Origin of the sequence: Micromonospora sp. NPDC127501 (genome assembly GCF_040302185.1) — a bacterium.
Taxonomy (GTDB): domain Bacteria; phylum Actinomycetota; class Actinomycetes; order Mycobacteriales; family Micromonosporaceae; genus Micromonospora.
This window is the reverse complement of the sequence record NZ_JBEORJ010000024.1, coordinates 16,174-38,846: the sequence shown is the minus strand read 5'-3', so window position 1 is coordinate 38,846 and position 22,673 is coordinate 16,174. Positions and strand designations below refer to the sequence as shown.

Genomic DNA, 22,673 nt, shown 5'->3' with positions numbered 1-22,673 from the left:
ATGGTACTGCACTCGTGAGGGTGTGGGAGAGTAGGACGCCGCCGGACAATCTTCCAGAAAAGGCCACCCCCAATGGGGGGTGGCCTTTTCTGCGTCTCCCCTTTTCCCGCGTATCACCGCCCGGGTTGATCGACCCGGGTTCCTGATTACCCCGGGCTACCCGGTGACCCGGTGAGGACGGGAAGAGGGGCTCAGGGCGCCCGGAGCTGGCAAGGTCACGCTCGTTCCTGGATGTAGTGGCCTCACGGCGGGCGGATACCACTACATCCAGGATGCTGCGGTCTTGCGGTCGGCGGAGCGGCCGGCGGGCCGGCGGGGTCGGTCAGCCTCGGGTCTGCATCCCGCCGCGGAGGTTGCGCAGCAGGCCGCCGGCGTCGCTGACCGACCGGCCCGGGAACATCGCCATGACGACGCTGCCGTGGTCGGCCCAGCCGCACACCGCGAAGTCCCCGCCCTCGCCGCTGGTGCTGCCACACTTCAACACCCCGCCGAGATCACCCGCGGGCAGCTCCCGCAGACCGTTCACCGCACCGGTCTCGTCCGACATCAGGCGGAAGAGGCTGTCCAGGTCCCGTTCCGGCTGCCAGAGCAGGGTGGTGCCCCCGAAGATGAGCACTGAGCGCTTGTCGTCGGCGGGGTCGCGGTAGACCGTGCCGAAACTGCGGTCCAGTTCGATGTTCGCCGCCAGGCCGCTGCGCAGATAGTCGGCAGTGCTCTTCGCCCGCTCGCTGTCGTCGCGGGTCAGACCCGCCACCCGATCGGGTGAGGCCAGTTGGGTGTCCTTCTGCTGCGCCACCCGCCACCCGCCGACACCAAGCACGCCCGCGCCGGCGAGACCGACCACCAGTGCGACCGTCCAGCCGATCTTGCGGCGGCGTGACCAGCCGCTGGACCGCTCGTCGGGGTCGCCTCCGGAGTCCCGGGTGCTCAGCTGGATCGGCTCTTCGGTCAGCTCGACCGGCTCGCGGCCGCCGTCGCGCGACCGCTCGGTGAGATGTGCGTCGGACATAGCCGACACCGTACGCGAACGGCAGGTGGCGCACGTCAGGTCTGCGGAAGCCCTCCGTAGACTTGTCCGGTGACCGAGAGACTGGATGCCCGACGCCCCGACGCCCCGACCCTTGCCGGCCAGTACCAGCCCGGTGAGGTAGAGCAGCGACGGTACGAGCAGTGGGTAGCCGGCGGACACTTCCGGGCCTCCGCCGACAGCGACAAGCCCCCCTTCACCATCGTCATCCCGCCGCCGAACGTCACCGGCTCGCTGCACATGGGCCACGCGTTCGAGCACACGCTGATGGACGCGTTGACCCGGCGTAAGCGGATGCAGGGCTTCGAGGCGCTGTGGCTGCCCGGCATGGACCACGCCGGCATCGCCACCCAGAACCTGGTCGAGCGTCAGCTCGCCGCCGAGGGGCTCTCCCGGCACGATCTCGGCCGGGAGAAGTTCGTCGAGCGGGTCTGGCAGTGGAAGGCCGAGTCCGGTGGTGCCATCCTCGGCCAGATGCGCCGCCTCGGCGACTCCGTCGACTGGGACCGCGAGCGCTTCACCATGGACGAGGGGCTGACCCGCGCCGTCCAGACGATCTTCAAGAAGCTCTTCGACGACGGCCTGATCTACCGGGCCAACCGGATCATCAACTGGTGTCCGCGCTGCCTCACGGCGCTCTCCGACATCGAGGTCGAGCACACCGACGACGACGGCGAGTTGATCTCGATCCGCTACAGCGACGAGGTCGTGGTGGCCACCACCCGGGCCGAGACGATGCTCGGCGACACCGCCGTGGCGGTGCACCCCGACGACGAGCGCTACCAGCACCTGATCGGCACCGAGGTCGAGCTGCCGTTGACCGGCCGCCGGATCCCGATCGTCGCCGACGCGCACGTCGACCCGTCCTTCGGCACCGGCATGGTCAAGGTGACGCCGGCGCACGACCCGAACGACTTCGAGATCGGCCAGCGGCACGACCTGCCCGCGCTGACCGTGATGGACGAGCGCGGTGTGATCACCGTGCCCGGCCCGTTCGAGGGGTTGGACCGGTTCGAGGCACGACCGGCGATCGTGGCGGCGCTGCGGGAGCAGGGCCGGATCGTCGCCGAGAAGCGCCCGTACGTGCACGCGGTCGGGCACTGCTCGCGGTGCAAGACCACCGTCGAGCCGCGGCTGTCGCTGCAGTGGTTCGTCAACACCGCCCCGCTGGCCCAGGCCGCGGGTGACGCGGTGCGCGATGGTCGGGTCCGCATCGAGCCGGCCGAGCTGGCCAAGCGCTACTTCGCCTGGGTCGACAACATGCACGACTGGTGCATCTCCCGCCAGCTCTGGTGGGGGCACCGCATCCCGGTCTGGTACGGCCCGGCCGGTGAGATCGTCTGCGTCGGCCCCGACGAGGCGCCGCCGACCGGCGAGGGCTGGCACCAGGACGAGGACGTCCTGGACACCTGGTTCTCCAGCGGTCTGTGGCCGTTCTCCACCCTGGGTTGGCCCGAGCAGACCCCGGACCTGGCGAAGTTCTACCCGACCAGTGTGCTGGTCACCGGGTACGACATCCTGTTCTTCTGGGTCGCCCGGATGATGATGTTCGGCCTCTACGCGATGGACGGCCGGCCGCCCTTCGACGTGGTGGCGTTGCACGGCATGGTCCGCGACCAGTTCGGCAAGAAGATGTCGAAGTCGTTCGGCAACGTGGTCGACCCGCTGGACTGGATCGACCGGTACGGCGCCGACGCCACCCGGTTCACCCTGGCGCGGGGCGCGAACCCCGGCCAGGACGTCCCGGTCAGCGAGGAGTGGTGCCAGGGCTCCCGCAACTTCTGCAACAAGCTCTGGAATGCCACCCGGTTCGCCCTGATGAACGGCGCGCACACCACGGGCGACCTGCCCCCCACCGAGCAGCTCTCCACCGTCGACCGCTGGATCCTGTCCCGGTTGGCGCACGTCACCGCCGAGGTCGACGAGCAGTTCGAGGCGTACGAGTTCGCCAAGGTGTGCGACCTGCTGTACCACTTCGCCTGGGACGACGTCTGTGACTGGTACGTCGAGCTGAGCAAGCCGGTGCTCGCCGAGGGCGGTGAGCGCGCGGAGGCCAGCCGCCGGGTGCTCGGGCATGTGCTCGACCAGTTGCTGCGGCTGCTGCACCCGGTCATCCCGTTCGTCACCGAGGAGCTGTGGCTCGCGCTGACCGGCGGCGAGACGGTGCAGGCCGCCGCCTGGCCGGTGGCCGACCGGTCGCTGGTCGACGACGCCGCCGAGGCCGAGCTGGTCGCCGTGCAGCGGGTGGTCACCGAGATCCGCCGGTTCCGTTCCGACCAGGGACTGCGCCCCACGCAGCGGGTGGCTGCCCGCCTGGACGGGCTGTCCGGCGCGGGTATCGCTGCCCATGAGCCGCTGATCCGTTCGCTGGTCCGGTTGGATCCGGCCGGTGACGACTTCCAGGCCAGCGCCACGTTGGCCATGCCCGGCGCGGTCGGCGTCGCGTTGGACACCCGGGGGTCGATCGACGTGGCCGCCGAGCGGGCCCGGCTGACGAAGGACCGCGCGGCAGCCGAGAAGGAGGTCGCGCAGGCCCGGGCGAAGCTCGACAACCCTGCCTTCATCGGCAAGGCCCCCGAGCCGGTGGTCGCGAAGATCCGCGACCGGCTCGCCACCGCCGAGGCCGACCTGGTCCGGATCGACGCTGCTCTGGAGACACTGCCCTCGTGACCGACCGTAACGAATTCGCCGCCGTCGAGGCCGAGCTGAACGCCCGTGGCTTCACCCGCATGGTCTTCGAGCTGGACCGGATCGAGTCGCTGCTCGACCTGCTCGGCAGCCCGCAGCGGGCGTACCCGGCGATCCACCTGACCGGCACCAACGGCAAGACCTCCACCGCGCGGATGATCGACTCACTGTTGCGGGCGCACGGGCTGCACACCGGGCGGTACACCAGCCCGCACCTGGAGACCGTCCGGGAGCGGATCAGCCTGGACGGGGAGCCGGTCAGCGAGGAACGGTTCGCGTCGGTGTACCGGGAGATCAAGCCACTGGCCGAGCTGGTCGACGCGCGCTCCGACGAGCCGCTGACGTACTTCGACATGACCACCGCGTTGGCGTTCGCCACGTTCGCCGACGCGCCGGTCGACATCGCGGTGGTCGAGGTCGGCCTCGGTGGCGCCGAGGACGCCACGAACGTCCTCCAGGCGGGGGTCTGCGTCATCACCCCGATCGGCCTGGACCACACGGAGTGGCTCGGTGACACGCTCCAGGACATCGCGCTGGCCAAGGCCGGCATCATCCACCCGGGGGCCACCGTGATCTCGGCGGCCCAGGAGGAGGAGGCCGCTGGCCCCCTCCTCGAACGCTGCGCCGAGGTCGGGGCCACGCTCGCTCGGGAGGGCGGCGAGTTCGGCGTGCTGGGTCGGGCGGTCGCGGTCGGCGGTCAGGTGCTCACCCTCCAAGGGCTGGGTGGCGTGTACGACGACGTGTTCATTCCGCTGCACGGTGCCCACCAGGCCCAGAACGCGGCCATGGCGCTCGCAGCCGTGGAGGCGTTCCTGGGCGCTGGGGCTCGACGTCAGCTGGACATCGAGGCGGTCCGGGAGGGCTTCGCCTCGACCAGCTCCCCGGGTCGGCTGGAGCGGGTCCGTAACGCCCCGACGATCCTGCTGGACGGTGCGCACAACCCGCACGGCATGAAGGCCACCGTCACCGCGCTCCAGGAGGAGTTCGCGTTCAGCAAGCTGGTGGCCGTGATCGGCGTACTGGCCGACAAGGACGCGGAAGCGCTGCTGGAGTTGCTGGAGCCGGTGGTCGACCAGGTGGTGGTCACCCGCAACAGCTCGCCACGGGCGATGCCGACGGAGGAACTCGCCGCGCTGGCCGCAGAGATCTTCGGCGAGGAGCGGGTGGCCTCGGCCGAGGAGATGCCGGATGCGATCGAGCTGGCGGTGGCGATGGCCGAGGAGGACGTCCCCGGTGAGCTGAGCGGGGTCGGGGTGCTGGTCACGGGGTCCGTGGTGACGGTCGCCGACGCGCGCCGGCTGCTGAAGCGATGACCAGCCCGGAGCGGGACCCGCACCCCACCGAGGACCCGACCGGTCCGCCGGCCGAGCAGCCGGTGGGGGAGGAGCCCACGGCCGGGCAGCCGCGACGCTCCGGGTTGCGCAACCCGGAGCGGGCGGTACGCGGTCTCGGCGCTGGCACGCTCAGCCTGGAGGCGCTGGTGTTGTTGCTGGCGATCCAGCCGATCCGGGTGGTCGGCGGTGACCTCGGCGGCGCCGCGATCGGTGCGGTGGTGGCACTGGCGGTGGCCGCCGTGGTGCTCGCCGGCATGATGCGTCGCCCGTGGGCCTGGAACGCCGGCACCGTGCTCCAGGGCCTGCTGTTGCTGGGCGGTCTGCTGCACTGGTCGCTGCTCGGGCTGGGCATCATCTTCGCCCTGGTCTGGGCGTACGCGTTGCACGTTCGCCGCGTCATTCTCGGCTGACGCCGGACCCGGCCGGCGCCGTCCGAAGGCGGGCCGGGTCAGGCGTCGGCGCGTTCGCGCCACTGGGTGAGCGCGACGCCGTGGCCATCCGGGTCGCGGAACGCCGCCGCCCACACCTCCAGCTTGGTGCCCCGGTTGACCACCCGGGGCGCGTACGTGAAGCGGACGCCCGACTCGCGCAACCGCTCGTACGCCGCCTCGATGTCGCTCACCTCAAGGTTGACGTGCACGAGTCTGCGGCTGATGGGCGCCGCCCCGGTCACCTCGCGCAGGACGATCCGGGTCGTCCCGGAGGCCAGGACGGCGTTGTGGGCACCCTGGTCGACCTCGCTGAAGCCGAGCACGTCGCGGTAGAAATCGAGCGACCGGGGCAGGTCGGTGACCAGCAGGGTGAGGCCCACCCCGCTGATCGGCGCGGCCGGGTCCGCGGCCGAGCCGGCGTCGAACCCGAAGATCGCCTGGTCCAGTTCCTCGTCGGTCACGGTCGCGCGTGCGTCCCCGGCCGGGGAGGGATCGTCCAGCGGAAGATCGAGTGGGTCCAGCGGGTCGGCCGCGCCCGGGCCGGACCGCTGCGCGGGCGGCGGGTCGAAGCGCTGCGCGCTGGGCGGGTCGACGGGGTCCTCGGCGGGTGGGGCGGTCGTGCCGCTCTCCTCCGAAGCGTCGAACCGGTCGGCGGTGGGCTCGTCGAAGCGCTCCTCGGCGGGCGGGCGCGGTGCCGGAGTGGTCGCCCGCCGGGGCAGCCCACCGGTCTGCGGCTCGACGACGACGCCCTCCAACACCACCGGACCACCCGGGCTCTGGTGCATCACCACGGGCTCGCGCTCCTCGGGCATGACGCCCGGGTCGTCGTGCCGGAGGTCGTCGCGCGAAGGGTCGGTGCGCAGCGGGTCACCGAGCGGGTCGCGGAAAGGGTCACCGACCGGGTCCCGGAACGGGTCACCGACCGGGTCGCGGAAGTCGTCGTCGGGCGCGCGGTCGGCCCACGGCGGCGCGTCCTGCTGGATCAACAGCTCGTCCATCGCCTCCGCGTCGGCGAACTCCGGCGGAAGATCGGCGACGGCAGCGGCGGTCTCGGCATGGGTCGGCACCTCGTCCCAGAGGACCTTGACGTGCCGCTGGTCGTCCAGCGCGACCCGGATCGGCAGCGTCTGGCCCAGCGACGGCCACTTGGAGACCGGCACCCTCGGCTCAATGATCTTCTTGGACCGGGGCGGCAGACCAGGGGCGTCAATCACCAGTTGCAGTTCGCAGCGGCCGAACGCGTACTGGGTGGGTGGTTCGGAGGCGCTGTGCACGTGCCCGACGCCGACGACCCACGTGCGTCCGCCGCCGCGTACGGTCGCCAGCGCGATCGCCAGCACCAGCAGGGCGACGCCGAGAGCCACGATGGCCCAACTCGTCATGCCGAGCCCGAACAGGACGACGAACGTGGCCACGGTGCCCAGCACCGCGCCGATCAGCTTGCGTACCGGCGCGATGGGTCGGTTCCCGCCATTCGCCACAGTGGACCTCCCGGGGTCAGGACCAGGCTAGGCCGGATCGGCCACCGGGGGAAAGACCGGCCGCCGCGCCGGCGCCGGGACCGGGTCGCTAGGCTGACCGTACCGATCCCGAGCGTTCACCGCGTACAGGAGGAACCCAGCGTGTCCAGCAACAGCCCGGATGAGCGCAGCCTCGTTCTGATCAAGCCCGACGCGGTTCGCCGCGGCCTGGTCGGCGAGGTCCTCTCCCGCTTCGAGCGCAAGGGGCTGCGGATCGACGCGATGGTGCACCGGACGATGGATGCCGCGCTCGCCGACGAGCACTACGCCGAGCACGTCGACAAGGCGTTCTACCCGCCGCTGAAGGACTTCATGACCGGCGGCCCGCTGGTCGCCCTGGTGCTCTCCGGCGACCAGGTCATCGACGTGGTCCGCGGGCTGGTCGGCGCCACCGACGGACGCAAGGCCGCCGCCGGCACCATCCGGGGTGACCTGTCGCTGTCCAACCGGGAGAACCTGGTGCACGCCTCCGACTCGACGGACAGCGCCAAGCGCGAGATCGCGCTCTGGTTCCCCGAGCTGGGCTGACGCCCACCGGCTCGGGGCCGACCGGCGAGGTCCGGGTTCAGCCGATCGCCGGCACCTTCGCCGGGTTGCCGACGACGTAGATCCCGGTGATCCGTCCGTCGGCCGCGGCGATGGTCAGCGTGTACCGACTGCCGTCCGCGCGGGTGATCAGCATCGCCGGTTCCCCGTTGAGCTCGACCGGATCCATCGCCACTCGGTGACGCGGGCCGTAGACCCCGGCGTAGAACCGGGCGATCCGGTCCGCGCCGGTGACCGGGTTGAGGGCGGCTCGCACCCGACCGCCGCCGTCGTTCCACGCGGTGGCGTCGGCGGCCACCAGGTCGGTGAGCCTCGCCAGGTCACCGTCGCGGGCGGCGGCGAGGAACGCGTCCAGCAGCCGCTCCCGCTCCGGGCGGCTGGCGGTGAACCGACGCTGCTCCTGCCGTACCCGCGCGGTCGCCCGGTGGTACAGCTGCCGACAGTCGGCGACGGACCGGTCCAGGATCTCGGCGATCTCCGCGTACGGCAGGTCGAAGGCCGTGTGCAGGACGTACACCGCCCGCTCCGGCGGGGTGAGCCGCTCCAGGACGTGCAGCAACGCGGTGGAGAGCGAGTCGCGTAGCTCCACCCGGTCCAGCGGCCCGAACGGCGAGGGCGCGGTCGACACCGGCTCGGGCAGCCACGTCCCGACGTACGTCTCGCGGGCCGCCTGCCGGGCGCGCAGCCGGTCCAGGGCCAACCGGGTGACCACCCTGGACAGGTACCGGCGCGGCTCCTCGACCCGGACCCGGTCCACACCCAGCCAGCGCAGGTACGCCTCCTGGAGCACGTCCTCCGCGTCGTGCCGGCTGCCGAGCAGGCGGTACGCGAGCCCAAGCAGCATCGGCCGGTGCGCCTCGAGCGCACCGGCCGCTTCCGCTGCCGCGTCGGTGGTCACGCCTGGGCCGGAGGCTCCAGCCGCATCGTCACCCCGATCCGATTCCACACGTTGATTGTGGCAATCGCCATGACGAGGTCGGCCAGTTCCTTCTCCGACCAGACCTTCGCGGCGTCATTCCACACCTCGTCCGGCACCCCGTGCTCGCCGAGCCGGGTGACCGCGTCGGTGAGGGCCAGCGCGGCCCGCTCGCGCTCGTCGAAGAAGGGCGCCTCCCGCCAGGTGGCGACCGCGAACAGCCGCCGGCTCGACTCGCCGCCGGCGAGTGCGTCCCGGCTGTGCATGTCCACGCAGTACGCGCACCCGTTGATCATCGATGCCCGCAGCTTCACCAGTTCCAGCACGGTGTGGTCCACGTTCGTCTGAACGTACTTCTCCAACCCCATGACGGCCTTGTACGCCTGCGGTGCGACCTCGGCCGGGTTCATCCGTTGCACGACTACCTCCTGATCGGTCCGACGCCGATACGACGGGTGGGCCGGGCCGCGTCGTGACAACACCGGCTGTGATCCCGCTCATGTCGCCGAGGTGGCCGGGGCGGGCGGCGCGCCGACCGACCGATTGACGATCGGCGTTCGCGTTCGCGTCACCCGGGCCGCCGCTCACGGTCACCTCCGCCCGATAGACCCACGGGGTCAACCCATGATCGGGAGGAAGCATGACCGAGCTTGATCGACGTACCCTGCTGCGGGCCGGCCTGGTGGTCGGTGCCGGAGCCGCCGGCGGCGCCCTGCTGGGCGGTGCCGGCGCGAACGCCGCCCCGGCCTGGCGCCCGGCGGCGCGCCCGGTGCTCACCCACGGCGTGCAGAGCGGCGACGTGACCGCGGACTCGGCACTGGTCTGGACGCGGGCCGACCGGCCGGGCCGGATGCTGGTCGAGGTGAGCCGTCGGCCGGACTTCCGGGGGGCGCGCAAACTGCGCGGCCCGGTGCTCAGCCCGAACGGCGATTTCACCGGGAAGGTTCGGCTGCGGGGCCTGCCGGACGCCGAGCGCCTGCACTACCGGGTGCGGGTGGAGAGCCTGGATCGGCACGGGGTGGTCAGCGAGCCGCTGACCGGGACGCTGACCACCGCGCCGGGGCGGCACCGGCGGCGCGACGTGAAGTTCGTCTGGACCGGCGACGTGGTCGGGCAGGGCTGGGGGATCGATCCGAACTTCGGCGGTATGTCGATCTTCCGGGCGATGCGGCAGACCCGGCCGGACTTCTTCCTGTGCAGCGGCGACACGGTGTACGCCGACGGTCCGCTGGTCGAGTCGGTGACGCTGCCCGACGGGCGGATCTGGCGCAACCTGGTCACCCCGGAGAAGAGCAAGGTCGCCGAGACGCTGACCGAGTACCGGGGGCAGTTCGCGTACAACCTGCTCGACGAGCATCTGCGGGAGTTCGCCGCGGCGGTGCCGCAGATCAACCAGTGGGACGACCACGAGGTCCTGAACAACTGGTACCCGGGCGAGATCCTGGACGACCCGCGCTACACCGAGCGGCGGGTCGACGTACTCGCCGCCCGGGCCCGCCAGGCGTTCAACGAGTGGCTACCGGTGCCGGTCGACGGGCCGATGTACCGGCGGCTGTCGTACGGGCCGTCGCTGGACGTGTTCGTGCTCGACATGCGTACCCACAAGGACCCGAACGACGGCAACACGTACGCCGACCCGAAGCGTGGTCTGCTCGGCCGGCAGCAGCGGGAGTGGCTGATCCGCGAGCTGAAGCGCTCCACGGCGACCTGGAAGGTGATCGCCAACGACCTGCCGATCGGCGTGGTCGTGCCGGACGGTCCGGGCGCGCAGGAGGGTGTCGCGCAGGGCGACCCGGGTGCGCCGGCGGGCCGGGAGTTGGAGTTCGCCGAGGTGCTGCGGGCCACCCACCGGGCCGGGGTGACCGGCATGGTCTTCCTGACCGCCGACGTGCACTACTCCGCCGCGCACCACTACGACCCGTCCCGCGCGGCGGTCGGCGACTTCACCCCGTTCTGGGAGTTCGTCTCCGGCCCGGCGCACGCCGGTGCGTTCGGCCCGAACGCGTTGGACGGCACGTTCGGGCCGCAGGCGGCCTTCGTGCACGCGCCGCCGGTGGCCAACACGGGCCCGGCGGGGGGCTTCCAGCACTTCGGCGAGGTCACCATCGACGGTGAGTCCGAGGCCCTGACGGTCCACCTGCGCGACCGCGACGGTGCCTCGCTGTGGAGCACCACCCTCCCGGCCCCCTGACCGCAGCTTGTTGATCATGAGGTTGGCGGGCGGTTCGGCGAGCTACCGACCCGTCAACCTCATGATCAGCGGGGGTCGGCGAGGCTGGTCAGGCGGGTCATGAGCCGCTGGTCCGGTTCGCCGCTACTCGGCGGCGGGTTGGGGGGCGGGTCTTGTATCGTTGGGCACCGTAAGGCGATGACCCGGCCATCACCGGTGAGCCTCCGGAAGAACAGCCGGGCAACCGGCCCAGTAGAACCGGACGGGTGCGGCCCGTCACAGCCGACAATGAGCGGGCGGTCGATCCTGACCGCCAAGCGGGGTGGTACCGCGGGCCACCCGGGAGCGTCGTTTGAGGCGTACCCCGGAAGGTTCGTCCTCGCAGTCCCACGTTGAGTGACTGCACGAGGAGAGCGACCCCCGATGGCCTATCCGTTGCACGACCCGACCGCCGCCGGTGTGCCGGCGAGCCCGGACCTGCCCGCGGTCGAGCGCCGGGTGCTGGAGCACTGGACGGCCGACAAGACCTTCGAGGCCAGCATCGAGGCCCGCCCCGCCGGCACGGACGGCAAGAACGAGTACGTCTTCTACGACGGCCCGCCGTTCGCCAACGGCCTGCCGCACTACGGTCACCTCTTCACCGGCTACGTCAAGGACGTGGTGCCGCGCTACCAGACCATGCGCGGCCGGCACGTCGAGCGGCGCTTCGGCTGGGACTGCCACGGCCTGCCCGCCGAGGTGGTGGCCGAGAAGCAGCTCGGCATCACCAGCAAGGCGGAGATCATCGACCTGGGCGTGGACCGGTTCAACGAGGCCTGCCGTACCTCGGTGCTGGAGTTCACCCAGGACTGGGAGCGGTACATCAACCGGCAGGCCCGCTGGGTCGACTTCACCAACGACTACAAGACCCTCGACCTGGACTACATGGAAAGCGTCATGTGGGCCTTCAAGACCCTGCACGACAAGGGTCTGATCTACGAGGGCTTCCGGGTGCTGGCGTACTGCTGGCGCTGTGAGACGCCGCTGTCGAACACCGAGACCCGGATGGACGACGTCTACCGGGACCGGCACGACCCCACCCTGTCGGTGTGGTTCGAGCTGACCGCCGACGAGTCCGCGCCGGAGCTGGTGCGCGGGCCGGTCAAGCTGGGCGTCTGGACCACCACGCCGTGGACCCTGCCGTCGAACCTGGCGCTCGCCGTCGGGCCCGACATCGAGTACGCGGTGCTCGAACGCGACGGCGACCGCTACCTGGTGGGGGCGGCGCGGCTTGCCGCGTACGCCAAGGAGCTGGAGGGCTACGAGCAGGTCGGCACGGTGTACGGCCGGGACCTGGCCGGACGCCGCTACACGCCGCTGTTCGACTTCCTCGTCGAGCAGGCCGGGGAGAACGCCTACCAGGTGCTCGGCGCGGAGTTCGTCACCACCGAGGACGGCACCGGGATCGTGCACCTGGCCCCAGCCTTCGGTGAGGACGACCAGAACGTCTGCAACGCCGCCGGCATCCCCACCATCGTCACGGTGGACGACCACACCCGGTTCACCGCGCTGGTCCCGCCGTACCAGGGTGAGCAGGTCTTCGACGTCAACAAGCCGGTGATCCGGGAGCTGAAGGACCGGGGGGTGGTGCTCAAGCAGGACACCTACACCCACTCGTACCCGCACTGCTGGCGTTGCGACACCCCGCTGGTCTACAAGGCGGTGTCGTCGTGGTTCGTCGCGGTGACGAAGTTCCGGGACCGGATGGTCGAGCTGAACCAGGAGATCAACTGGACGCCCGGCCACATCAAGGACGGCTCGTTCGGCAAGTGGCTGGCCAACGCCCGGGACTGGTCGATCAGCCGGAACCGGTTCTGGGGCTCGCCGATCCCGGCGTGGAAGTCCGACGACCCCAACTACCCGCGCCTGGACGTCTACGGTTCGCTGGCCGACATCGAGCGGGACTTCGGCGTACGCCTGACCGACCTGCACCGGCCGGCGGTGGACGACCTGGTCCGCCCCAACCCGGACGACCCGACCGGGCAGTCGATGATGCGCCGGGTGCCGGAGGTACTGGACTGCTGGTTCGAGTCCGGGTCGATGCCGTTCGCCCAGGTGCACTACCCGTTCGAGAACGCGGACTGGTTCGAGCACCACTACCCGGGTGACTTCATCGTCGAGTACATCGGGCAGACCCGCGGCTGGTTCTACACGATGCACGTGCTGGCCACCGCGCTGTTCGACCGGCCGGCGTTCCGCAACTGCCTGAGCCACGGCATCCTGCTCGGCTCGGACGGGCGCAAGATGTCCAAGAGCCTGCGCAACTACCCGGACGTGTACCACGTCTTCGACGCGTACGGCTCGGACGCGATGCGCTGGATGCTGATGTCCTCGCCGGTGCTGCGCGGTGGGGACATGGCGGTCACCGAGGCGGGCATCCGCGACGCCGTCCGGCAGGTGCTGCTGCCGCTGTGGAACGTGTGGTATTTCTTCACGCTCTACGCCAACGCCGACGGGTACCAGGCGCGGCGACGTACCGACTCGACGCACCTGCTCGACCGGTACGTGCTGGCGAAGACGAACGAGCTGGTGTCCACGGTCGGCGCGCAGATGGACGCGTACGACATCTCCGGTGCCTGCGCCACCGTACGGTCCTACCTGGACGCGCTGACCAACTGGTACGTGCGCCGGTCCCGGGACCGGTTCTGGTCCGGTGACGCCAACGCCTTCGACACCCTGTCGACGGTGCTGGAGACCCTCTGCCGGGTGGTGGCGCCGCTCGCGCCGCTGACGGCCGAGGAGATCTGGCGTGGCCTGACCGGGGAGCGTTCGGTGCACCTGACCGACTGGCCGGAGGCGAGCGAGTTCCCGGCCGACCACGACCTGGTCGCCGCTATGGACAACGTGCGGGCGGTGGCCTCGGCGGCGCTGTCGCTGCGCAAGGCCAAGGCGCTGCGGGTGCGGCTGCCGTTGTCGAAGCTGACCGTGGCCTCGCCGGCCGCGGAGCAGTTGCGGCCGTTCGCCGACCTGGTCGCCGACGAGGTCAACGTGAAGACTGTGGAGTTCAGCGCGGAGCTGTCCGCGTACTGCGAGCAGGTGTTGACGGTGGTGCCCCGGGCGCTCGGCCCGCGGGTCGGCAAGCAGGTGCAGCAGGTGATCAAGGCGGTCAAGGCGGGCGAGTGGGAGCTGGTCGACGGCGCCCCGGTGGCCGCCGGCGTCACCCTCGCCGAGGGTGAGTACGAGTTGCGCCTGGTCGCCGCCGACGCCGAGCACTCCGCGCCGCTGCCCGGCGGCGAGGGCGTGGTGGTACTGGACACCGATGTCACCCCGGAGTTGGCCGCCGAGGGGCTGGCCCGCGACGTGGTGCGGGTGGTGCAGCAGGCCCGCCGGGACGCCGACCTGGACGTCTCGGACCGGATCGTGGTGTCGGTGTCGGCGTCCGACGAGGTACGCGCGGCGGTGTCCGCGTACGTCGACTTCGTCTCCGCGGAGGTGCTGGCCGACTCAGTGGACTTCGCCGAGGGCCCGGGCGGCTCCGCCGTCGATGCTCAGAACGGCTCCGCTGGCGAGGGCCTGGAGGGCTTTGCTGGCGAGGTCGGCGATGGTGAGCGGGTAACGGTGGTCGTCCGCCGGGTATAACGGACCATCGCCAGGGTGCGGGCGCCTCACCACCTCCGTCCGGGAGGTGTGGAGGCGTCCGCTACCGTGACACCGCCTGTTCGCACCTGATCTGCCGGAGGACCAGTGCCCCTGCTCTACACCATCGGCAAGCTCACCGTGGCGCCCACGCTGCGGTTGGCGTTCCGCCCGACCGTGGAGGGGCTGGAACACGTGCCGGAGACCGGCGGCGCGGTCTTCGCCGGCAACCACCTCTCGGTGGCCGACGAGTTGTTCCTCGGCACTGTCGTCCCCCGGCACCTGGCGTTCTGGGCCAAGTCGGAATATTTCAAGGGCACTGGCGTGAAGGGTGCGATCTCCAAGTTCGTCCTCACCGGCCTGGGTGCGATCCCGGTCGAGCGGGCCGGTGGCCGGGCGGCGCTGTCCGCGTTCGACGCGGCGATCCCGGCGCTCAAGGGCGGTGACCTGGTGGTGGTCTACCCGGAGGGCACCCGCTCGCCGGACGGCAAGCTCTACCGGGGGCGGACCGGCGCGGCCCGGCTGGCGATCTCGGCCGGCGTGCCGATCATTCCGGTCGGCATGATCGGCACGGACAAGGCCCAGCCGATCGGTGCCCGGGTGCCCCGGCCGGGCACTGCCAAGATCACGGTTCGATTCGGCAAGCCGTTGGACTTCACCGGCCGACCGGACGACCGCACCTCGCTGCGGCAGATGACCGACGAGCTGATGAGTGAGATCCAGAAGCTCACCGGTCAGGAGTACGTGCCCCGCTACGCCCCGCCGCGCGCCCACCCGGACCCGACCCGCGACGCCTGACCCCGCCGGGCGCACCCTGCCCGTCGGTCGGCTTGCGCCAGTGCGCCTGGGTCGGAGCCCTGGTCTGCGGAGCGTGCCCTCTGCTGGCAGATCTGCCAGCGGCGTCGAAACAGCCCTGCATGGCCCCGCCCGGCCGCCCGGCCCCTGGCCTCCCGGCCTCGCGGCGGCCCGGCCCCTGGCGGCGGTCCGGCCCCTGGCGGCCCGGCCCCTGGCGGCCCGGCCCCTGGCGGCCCGGCCCCTGGCGGCCCGGCCTCGCGGCGGCCCGGCCGCCCGCCTTCCGGCCGCCCGGCCGGGCGGCACCCGGTCTCGAAGGAGGTATACCTCTGAGTCATATTTATGACTCAGAGGTATACCTCCTTTTGCCTCGTGGCCTCGGCCTGGCATGACGCTGCGTCACGACTGCTGCCGCTGGCGGCCGTGTCACGCGGGCCGAGCGCCCCGGGTGCGGATCACCGCACCCCGACCGGCCGGGGTGCGGCTCAGCCCCGCTCGGGTTGGACGATCTGGGCGCGCAGGGTGCCCAGCAGTTCGGCACTGTCGGCGACGGAGAGTCGGGTGAACACGCCGGTGGCGATGCTGCCGTGGTCGACCGACGTGCAGACCACCACGGCACTGCCGTCGGCGCTACCCACCGCGCACCGTTCGTGCCTGCCCCGCACACCGGTGTCGACGCTCTCCGGGGCATCCAACGCGTACCGCTCGGTGAGCCGGCTGATCTCGGCCTCCGCGTCCGACTCCGGGCTCAGCCGGAAGCCGGTGCCGCCGAAGACCGTCACCCGCTTGCCGCTCGTCGTGGCGTAGACGCCGGCGAACGTGTCCTCGGCCAGCCAGTGCTCCTTGCGTACCTCGCCCTCCAATTTCTTGGCGGTCTCCGTGCTGCGGCTGTCCTGTCGCAGGCTGAGGTCGTCCACCTGGACGGGCAGCGCCGCCCGCGCCGGGTACTGGGCCGAGATCGGGAACCCGTAGTAGGCGGGGCAGCCACAGCAGCAGGCCAGGCTGAGCAGCAGCAGCCACGGCCAGCGGCGTCGTCGGCGGACCGGTACCGGCACGTACCCCTTGGGGGCCTGCCAGCCGGGCGGCGGCGACGGCGGTGGCGCGGTGGACCGCCGACCCCGGCGCTGCTTCGGCACCTTCGGCGGCGCGGGTGGCGACATCGGCCGGGCCGGCACCACGGGTCCGATGGCCCGCGGTGCGCTCGGGGCAGCCGGCGGCGGCACCGGGTGCGGCCCGGCCGGGGAAGCGGGCGGCCCGGACCACTGCCGGGTGTCCCGCGGCGGGGCCGGAGGAGCGGGCGGCCCGGACCACTGCCGGGTGTCCGGCGGCGGCGGATACGACAGCGTGGGCGGCAGCGGGGGCAGTTCGGCGGAGGGCAGGTCCCAGCCGCCGGTGTCCACGCCGGCCCACGGGTCGACCGGGGTCTGGTGCTCCGGCGGCCCGACGGCCACCGGCGGGGGAGGGGTCGGCTCGGCCGACTCGCCCCAGACGGGTCGGCGGGGCAGCGGCGGTGGCACCGGGGCCGAACCGCTCCACCTGGGCGCCGGGACCTCCGCGGTCGCGGCGGGCTCCGGCTGCTCCGGGGGTGCCGGCTGGTCCGAGGGTTCCGGCTGGCCCGGAGGTTCCGGCTGGTCCGAGGGGCCTGGGGGGTCCGGCTGGTCCGAAGGGCCCGGGGGTTCCGAGGGGCCCGGGGGTTCCGAGGGTTCCGGCTGGTCCGAGGGTTCCGGCTGGTCCGGGGGTACGGGTGGGGAGGTCGGCTCGTCGGCGACCGCCTGGTCCCGCTCCGGCTCCGCGCCCGGGGTGCTCCCGTCGGCCGGCCGTGCTCCCGGCTGGGGCTCCGGCATCGCGGCAATCTCCTCTCGCGCCGATCCGAGGTTAGTACCGCGCCGCCACCACCGCCGATCGGGCGTGCGCGCGATCGCCGCCGGACGAACGCGTACCCTTGGGCATCATGAGTGCCCCGTCCACGACGCCGCGCGCGGCCGCGACCAACTCCGTGTGGTCCCAGCTCGAGCCGCTGCTACCCCAGGTCTCCAAGCCCATCCAGTACGTCGGGGGCGAGTTGGGTGCGGTGACGAAGGACTGGGACGCGGCGACCGTGCGTTGGGCGCTGATGTATCCCGACGCCTACGAGGTGGGCCTGCCCAACCAGGGCGTGCAGATCCTCTACGAGGTGCTCAACGAGCTCCCCGACACCCTCGCCGAGCGGACGTACGCGGTCTGGCCGGACCTGGAGACGCTGATGCGCAAGCACGGCGTGCCGCAGTTCACCGTCGACGCGCACCGGGCGGTGCGCGGGTTCGACGTGTTCGGCATCTCCTTCTCCACCGAGCTGGGTTACACCAACATGCTCACCGCGATCGACCTGGCCGGCATCCCGATGCTGGCCGCCGACCGCACCGACGCCGACCCGGTGATCGTGGCCGGCGGGCACGCCGCGTTCAACCCGGAGCCGATCGCCGACTTCATCGACGCCGCGGTGCTCGGCGACGGCGAGGAGGCGGTCCTGGAGATCACCGCGATCGTCCGGGAGTGGAAGGCCGAGGGCTCGCCGGGCGGCCGCGACGAGCTGCTGCTGCGGCTGGCCCGCACCGAGAGCGTCTACGTGCCGCGCTTCTACGACGTCGACTACCTGCCGGACGGCCGGATCCAGCGGGTCGTACCGAACCGGGCCGACGTGCCGTTCCGGGTGCACAAGCGCACGACGATGGACCTGGACGCCTGGCCGTACCCGAAGAAGCCCCTCGTTCCGCTGGCCGAGACCGTGCACGAGCGGTACGCGGTGGAGATCTTCCGGGGCTGCACCCGGGGTTGCCGGTTCTGCCAGGCCGGGATGATCACCCGTCCGGTGCGCGAACGGTCGATCACCACTGTCGCGCAGATGGTTCGCGAGGGCCTGGAGTTCTCCGGCTTCTCCGAGGTCGGCCTGCTGTCGCTCTCCTCGGCGGACCACTCCGAGATCGGCGACATGTGCTCGGGCCTCGCCCAGCAGTACGAGGGCACGAACGTCTCGCTGTCCCTGCCCTCGACCCGGGTGGACGCCTTCAACATCGACCTCGCGCAGGAGCTGTCCCGCAACGGGCGGCGTACCGGCCTGACCTTCGCCCCGGAGGGCGGGTCGGAGCGGATCCGCAAGGTCATCAACAAGATGGTGTCGAAGGAAGACCTGATCCGTACGGTCGTCACCGCGTACACCAACGGGTGGCGGCAGGTGAAGCTCTACTTCATGTGCGGCCTGCCCACCGAGACCGACGAGGACGTCCTCGAGATCGCCGAGATGGCCCACGAGGTGATCAGGGCCGGTCGGGCCGCGACCGGCTCCAAGGACATCCGCTGCACGGTCTCCATCGGCGGGTTCGTGCCGAAGCCGCACACCCCGTTCCAGTGGGCCGCGATGGACCGTCCGGAGGTCATCGACCACCGGCTCAAGATCCTCAAGCAGGCCATCAACGCGGACCGTTCGCTGGGCCGGGCCATCGGCTACCGCTACCACGACGGTGAGCCGTCGCTCATCGAAGGGCTGCTCTCCAGGGGTGACCGCCGGGTCGGCTCGGTCATCCGAAAGGTCTGGGAGAACGGCGGCCGGTTCGACGGGTGGAGCGAGCACTTCTCGTACCAGCGCTGGGTGGACGCGGCGGCCGAGACGCTGCCCGCGTTCGGGGTGGACCTCGACTGGTACACCACCCGTCAGCGCGACGAGTTGGAGGTCCTGCCCTGGGACCACCTCGACTCGGGCCTGGACAAGGACTGGCTCTGGCAGGACTGGCAGGACTCGTTCAGCGAGTTCGAGCAGGACGACTGCCGGTGGACGCCCTGCTTCGACTGCGGCGTCTGCCCATCGATGGACACCGAGATCCAGATCGGCCCCACCGGCAAGAAGCTGCTGCCGCTCACCCCGCTGGGCGGCAACGGCATGAAGGTCCCGTCGGGCCACTCGCACTCGCACCCCTGACCGCGCCGCCTCCGGGCAGCGTCGGCTGGCGGTGACCCGCCACCCTCCACATCCGACATGTCACCCAACGGGTCCGCGTCTCGCGGGCCCGTTGGCGTTTGTTCGGGATCGGCCGCACGGTGGCCCGGCACCGACCCTTCCGCGAGATCGGCCGCCATCTGTACCACGTGCTGGTAGCTGGGGCTGCCCCGACTAGGTCAGACTCGATACGCTGCGTCTGACATGGACCGACCCGGCGGGTCGGGGACGGGGGAGGAAGCACATGGGCAGCATCCCGCCGCCGAGCATCGGCGATCTGCAAGTCAGCGTCGAGGACCTGGACGCCGCCGCCACGTACGTCGAGCGGCTCAGGCAGTACATCGACGACACCATCAAGTACGAGATGGAACGCATCAAGACGCGGATGAAGGGCGACAGCAACAACGCCCAGACCGTCCCGAACGGCACCCCGTTCGGCGCGTACGAGGACGCCGTCATGCAGTGGCGGGCCCTGGAGCGGTCCACGGCGAACATGGAAGCGCACCTCAACACGCTCTCCCAGAAGCTCACCGCGCTGAAGGAGGGCACCGAGGAGATCGCCAAGGCGTTCCGCGACACCGAGGCGCGCAACGGCGCCAACGGCAAGGAGATCGAGCGGCTGCTGGAGTCGGCGGCGCCGCCGCCCACCGCCAGCGGCGCACCCACCTACCCGTACACGGCCTGAGGGGGACGTCATGGCTGGAGGAACCTGGGAGCGGTGCGTCCGTGAGGTGACGCTCTCCGCGGACCCGGAAACGGTTGGATCGGTCGGAGCGGGCTGGAGCAATCTCTCCAGCGGTCTGCAACAACTGCGGGACGCGCTCGTCGGTCGCTCGTTCGTCGGCCCGATCGCGACCGGCCAGGAACGCCCGCACGTCGGCGGTCTGCCGGGGATGCTCGCGGGTTGGAAGGGCAGCGGTGGCGACGCGTACCGCGAGCACCTGGGCAAGATCGGCAAGCAGATCGAGGATCTGATCACCGACGCGACGAACGTCAGTGGCGCGTTGACGCGGATCGAGGGCGACATCCGCAAGACGGTCTCCACGATCCCGATCCCGCTGATGGACGACTTCGGCTTCAACGAGTGGAGCCTGCCCAACGGCACCGAGCTCGACGATGCCCGCGACGGCGAGAGCTCGTCGGGGTTCCTCGCCGCGCTACGCAAGGACTACCAGAGCAACCCCGGCTCGTACGCCGACGGCGCGTTCCGCGACAAGGCCGACGACCTGGAAGCGACGATGAAGGTCGACGGCCAGGCCGGCGACCAGAAGCGGGGCGGCTGGTGGGACACCAAGGCCCACCTGGACAACTGGTACCGGGACAACCAGCAGGCTGCGAACACCGCGATGGCCCCGCTGCCCCAGGCGGTCTACACGGAGCGCCCCAAGCTCACCGTCAACGGCCCGGATACCGCAGTCGGCGTCAACGACATCACTCGTGACACCCGGGTTCCGCCAACAGGGCGACCCGACATCGGTGGCGGCGAGTTCGGCGGGAAGCCCGACATCGGTGGTGGCGGCCCCACGATCGGCAGCAGGCCGCCGGGCATCGGCGAAACCGGCGGCCCGACGTCCACCGTCGACCCGTTCTCCCCGACCAAACCCGGTGGGATCGGCGATGGTTCGCCCACCGGCGGCACCGGTCAGCTCACACCCCCGTCAACCGGCTCCGGCTACCCGGGCTACCCGGACGGCGACGCCGGCTACAGCAGCGGTCTGGCCGGTGCCAGCCCGAGCGGCGTCGGGGGCCTGGGTGGTGGCATCGGCGGCGGCGGGGTCGGCAGCGCCGGTCTCGGTGGCGCCGGCGGTGGTTTCGGAGGTGGTGCCGGCGTCGGCTCGGCCGGCGGGATCGGTGCCGGCGGTGGCCTGGGCGGCGGTGCCGGGATCGGCGTGGGCGGCATCCCCGGCATGGTGGGTGGCGGCAACGGGAAACTGCCGCCGATGACGAGCGCGGCGAACGCGTTGCGCACCGCCGCTGGCGCCGGCGGCGCCGGGATGGCGGGCGGCGCGCGTGGTGCCGGCGTCGGCGGTGCCGGAATGATGGGCGGCGGAATGATGGGCGGCGCGGGTGGCGCCGGGCACGGTGGCAGCACCGGCTCCGAGCACTCGTCGTGGTTGACTGAGGATGACGATCCGTGGGGCCCTGGTGACGGGGCGTCCCCGGGTGTCCTTCGATGAGGATGGACGGATGAGGGTGAACGTCGGAAGCCTCCGGCCGGTAGTCGCCTGTCTGCTGGCGGGGTTCCTGGTGGTGGGGGCCGCTCAACCGGCGGCCGCCGCGCCCCGACGGGCCGAGCAGTGGTATCTGGACGAGCTACGGATCGACCAGGTCCACAAGATCTCGACCGGGCGGGGCGTGGTCGTGGCCGTGATCGACAGTGGCGTCGAGGCCAGCCATCCGGACCTGCGCGGTCAGGTGCTTCCCGGTGGTCGCAGTTACGGCGCCTCGGGAGACGGCCGGTCCGACGACGACGGCCACGGCACGCACATTGCCGGCATCATCGCGGCGAAACCCAGCCGCGACGGGGTGGACGGCATCGCCCCCGGCGCGAAGATTCTGCCCATCAAGATGCGCAAGGACGACGGGGTCTACAGCGACGCGGGGATCGCCCGGGGCATCCGGATGGCCGTCGACGGCGGCGCCAAGGTGATCAACATGTCCATCGGTGGCCCGGGCGTCGCCAACCCGGTCGAGCAGGACGCGATCAGGTACGCGTTGGACCATGACGTCGTGGTGGTCGCCTCCGCCGGTAACACCGCCAAGGGCCACGTCGCCGTCGGAAGCCCGGCCAACACCCCCGGTGTGATCGCGGTGACCGGGACGACCAAGGGCGGCGCGTTCTGGTCCGGCTCCGTCCAGGGGCCGGAGGCGGTGGTCGCCGCTCCCGGCGACAGCGTGTACAACGTCACCAACGAGGCGGGCTACGGCTGGGGTGACGGCACCTCCGACTCCGGTGCGATCGTCTCCGCTCTGGCCGCGTTGATCCGATCCAAGTACCCCGACCTCAACGCTCCGAGCGTGATCAACCGGATCATCCGGACCGCGCGGGACGCGGGCCCGTCCGGGCGGGATCCGCAGTACGGCTTCGGGGTGATCGACCCGATGAAGGCGCTGACCGCGAACGTGCCACCGGTCACCGCCAACCCGCTGCTCGACCCGGCCGCGGCGGCACCGACCGACCCGGGCCCGGCCCGTGCCGATGGTGCGGACGAGGAGTTCGACGTCACCCAGCACGGCGACCGCGGTGGCCCCACCGACCAGCAGGTCATGGTGGTCGGCATCGGCATCGCGGTGGTGCTGGTGTTGCTCCTGGGTCTCGTGGTCTTCCTCATCTGGAACCGCCGTCGGTACCGGCGGGACGCGGCCCGGGCCGCCGACATCCCGGACGAGGTGCTCGATCGGGCGGCCCAGGGCGCGTACCCGCCGCCTGACGCGGGTTACGCCCCACCGCCGGGCTACCCGGCCCCACCGGGCCACGCCCCTCCTGCCGGATATGCCCCGCCTTCCGGCTACGCCCCGCCCTCGGGTTACGCCCCGCCCGCGGGGGGTACCCCGCCCTCCGGTTACGGCCCGCCGCCGGGCGGGGCACCGCCCGCCCCGCCGAGGGAGCGGTAACCGGTCCCGATCATGATGGCCGGCCGGTGACCTCCGCGTCACCCGGCCG

At 71.6% G+C, this 22,673-nt stretch carries 16 protein-coding genes; 11 read left to right on the top strand and 5 right to left on the bottom strand.

What is annotated here, in order from left to right:
• Positions 1 to 322: 322 nt before the first annotated feature.
• Positions 323 to 1,009: a hypothetical protein gene (locus tag ABTW72_RS32300; RefSeq protein WP_350865582.1), complete on the bottom strand. Its 687-nt coding sequence runs from the start codon at positions 1,007 to 1,009 to the stop codon at positions 323 to 325.
• Positions 1,010 to 1,078: 69 nt separating this feature from the next.
• Here ABTW72_RS32300 and ABTW72_RS32295 point away from each other — a divergent pair, with 69 nt between their 5' ends.
• From ABTW72_RS32295 to ABTW72_RS32285, 3 genes are read left to right on the top strand one after another with little or no spacing between them, the layout of a single operon-like run.
• The gene (locus ABTW72_RS32295; RefSeq protein ID WP_350865579.1) at positions 1,079 to 3,697 is read left to right on the top strand and encodes a valine--tRNA ligase; all 2,619 of its coding nucleotides are present in this window, start codon (positions 1,079 to 1,081) and stop codon (positions 3,695 to 3,697) included.
• Positions 3,694 to 5,028 (top strand): bifunctional folylpolyglutamate synthase/dihydrofolate synthase, encoded by a 1,335-nt coding sequence (locus ABTW72_RS32290; protein WP_350865577.1) that lies wholly within the window; start codon positions 3,694 to 3,696, stop codon positions 5,026 to 5,028. The genes ABTW72_RS32295 and ABTW72_RS32290 overlap by 4 nt, the downstream gene beginning before the upstream one ends.
• The gene (locus tag ABTW72_RS32285; protein ID WP_350865574.1) at positions 5,025 to 5,459 is read left to right on the top strand and encodes a DUF4233 domain-containing protein; all 435 of its coding nucleotides are present in this window, start codon (positions 5,025 to 5,027) and stop codon (positions 5,457 to 5,459) included. The genes ABTW72_RS32290 and ABTW72_RS32285 overlap by 4 nt, the downstream gene beginning before the upstream one ends.
• 38 nt (positions 5,460 to 5,497) lie before the next feature.
• On the opposite strand, the gene ABTW72_RS32280 is transcribed toward ABTW72_RS32285, so the two are convergent.
• A complete protein-coding gene (locus ABTW72_RS32280) occupies positions 5,498 to 6,961 on the bottom strand; it encodes a VOC family protein (RefSeq protein WP_350865571.1) in 1,464 nt (487 codons plus the stop codon).
• Between the two features lie 141 nt (positions 6,962 to 7,102).
• Here ABTW72_RS32280 and ndk point away from each other — a divergent pair, with 141 nt between their 5' ends.
• Positions 7,103 to 7,528: a nucleoside-diphosphate kinase gene (gene ndk, locus ABTW72_RS32275; protein WP_091409968.1), complete on the top strand. Its 426-nt coding sequence runs from the start codon at positions 7,103 to 7,105 to the stop codon at positions 7,526 to 7,528.
• A gap of 37 nt (positions 7,529 to 7,565) precedes the next feature.
• Here ndk and sigJ read toward each other — a convergent pair whose 3' ends face one another.
• Entirely contained in the window at positions 7,566 to 8,444 is an 879-nt protein-coding gene (gene sigJ / locus ABTW72_RS32270) for an RNA polymerase sigma factor SigJ (RefSeq protein WP_350865568.1), read from the bottom strand.
• Complete coding sequence (locus ABTW72_RS32265; protein WP_502892276.1) at positions 8,441 to 8,872, bottom strand: carboxymuconolactone decarboxylase family protein; 432 nt, start codon at positions 8,870 to 8,872, stop codon at positions 8,441 to 8,443. Before ABTW72_RS32265 ends, sigJ begins: the two co-directional genes overlap by 4 nt.
• A gap of 230 nt (positions 8,873 to 9,102) precedes the next feature.
• Between ABTW72_RS32265 and ABTW72_RS32260 the strand changes: the two genes are divergently transcribed.
• The 3 genes from ABTW72_RS32260 to ABTW72_RS32250 all read left to right on the top strand — a co-directional run bounded on the left by ABTW72_RS32260 (position 9,103) and on the right by ABTW72_RS32250 (position 15,045).
• Complete coding sequence (locus ABTW72_RS32260) at positions 9,103 to 10,653, top strand: alkaline phosphatase D family protein (RefSeq protein ID WP_350865562.1); 1,551 nt, start codon at positions 9,103 to 9,105, stop codon at positions 10,651 to 10,653.
• 402 nt (positions 10,654 to 11,055) lie between these two features.
• On the top strand, positions 11,056 to 14,250 hold the full coding sequence (gene ileS, locus ABTW72_RS32255; RefSeq protein ID WP_350865559.1) for an isoleucine--tRNA ligase: 3,195 nt from the start codon (positions 11,056 to 11,058) through the stop codon (positions 14,248 to 14,250).
• Positions 14,251 to 14,355: 105 nt separating this feature from the next.
• On the top strand, positions 14,356 to 15,045 hold the full coding sequence (locus tag ABTW72_RS32250) for a lysophospholipid acyltransferase family protein (protein WP_112677258.1): 690 nt from the start codon (positions 14,356 to 14,358) through the stop codon (positions 15,043 to 15,045).
• 479 nt (positions 15,046 to 15,524) lie between these two features.
• Here the strand turns inward: ABTW72_RS32250 and ABTW72_RS32245 are convergent, their stop codons facing one another.
• Positions 15,525 to 16,556 carry a hypothetical protein gene (locus ABTW72_RS32245; protein WP_350865556.1) on the bottom strand — a complete coding sequence of 344 codons (1,032 nt, stop codon included), beginning with the start codon at positions 16,554 to 16,556 and terminating at the stop codon, positions 15,525 to 15,527.
• A gap of 434 nt (positions 16,557 to 16,990) precedes the next feature.
• On the opposite strand from ABTW72_RS32245, the gene ABTW72_RS32240 reads away from it, so the two are divergent.
• From ABTW72_RS32240 to mycP, 4 genes are all read left to right on the top strand, one after another.
• Positions 16,991 to 18,991, top strand: a complete 2,001-nt coding sequence (locus ABTW72_RS32240; RefSeq protein WP_112642074.1) for a TIGR03960 family B12-binding radical SAM protein — start codon at positions 16,991 to 16,993, stop codon at positions 18,989 to 18,991.
• 262 nt (positions 18,992 to 19,253) lie between these two features.
• Positions 19,254 to 19,694: a hypothetical protein gene (locus ABTW72_RS32235; protein ID WP_350865553.1), complete on the top strand. Its 441-nt coding sequence runs from the start codon at positions 19,254 to 19,256 to the stop codon at positions 19,692 to 19,694.
• 10 nt (positions 19,695 to 19,704) lie between these two features.
• A complete protein-coding gene (locus ABTW72_RS32230; RefSeq protein ID WP_350865550.1) occupies positions 19,705 to 21,186 on the top strand; it encodes a WXG100 family type VII secretion target in 1,482 nt (493 codons plus the stop codon).
• Between the two features lie 10 nt (positions 21,187 to 21,196).
• A complete protein-coding gene (gene mycP / locus ABTW72_RS32225; protein ID WP_350865547.1) occupies positions 21,197 to 22,624 on the top strand; it encodes a type VII secretion-associated serine protease mycosin in 1,428 nt (475 codons plus the stop codon).
• Positions 22,625 to 22,673 lie beyond the last annotated feature (49 nt).

Excerpts from the sequence above, each read along its gene's own strand:
- ABTW72_RS32300 (WP_350865582.1), bottom strand. The coding sequence starts at position 1,009 with ATGTCCGACGCACATCTCACCGAGCGGTCGCGCGACGGCGGCCGCGAG.
- ABTW72_RS32285 (WP_350865574.1), top strand. The coding sequence starts at position 5,025 with ATGACCAGCCCGGAGCGGGACCCGCACCCCACCGAGGACCCGACCGGT.
- ABTW72_RS32265 (WP_502892276.1), bottom strand. The coding sequence starts at position 8,872 with ATGAACCCGGCCGAGGTCGCACCGCAGGCGTACAAGGCCGTCATGGGG.
- ABTW72_RS32260 (WP_350865562.1), top strand. The coding sequence starts at position 9,103 with ATGACCGAGCTTGATCGACGTACCCTGCTGCGGGCCGGCCTGGTGGTC.
- ileS (WP_350865559.1), top strand. The coding sequence starts at position 11,056 with ATGGCCTATCCGTTGCACGACCCGACCGCCGCCGGTGTGCCGGCGAGC.
- ABTW72_RS32240 (WP_112642074.1), top strand. The coding sequence starts at position 16,991 with ATGAGTGCCCCGTCCACGACGCCGCGCGCGGCCGCGACCAACTCCGTG.
- ABTW72_RS32235 (WP_350865553.1), top strand. The coding sequence starts at position 19,254 with ATGGGCAGCATCCCGCCGCCGAGCATCGGCGATCTGCAAGTCAGCGTC.
- ABTW72_RS32230 (WP_350865550.1), top strand. The coding sequence starts at position 19,705 with ATGGCTGGAGGAACCTGGGAGCGGTGCGTCCGTGAGGTGACGCTCTCC.
- mycP (WP_350865547.1), top strand. The coding sequence starts at position 21,197 with ATGAGGGTGAACGTCGGAAGCCTCCGGCCGGTAGTCGCCTGTCTGCTG.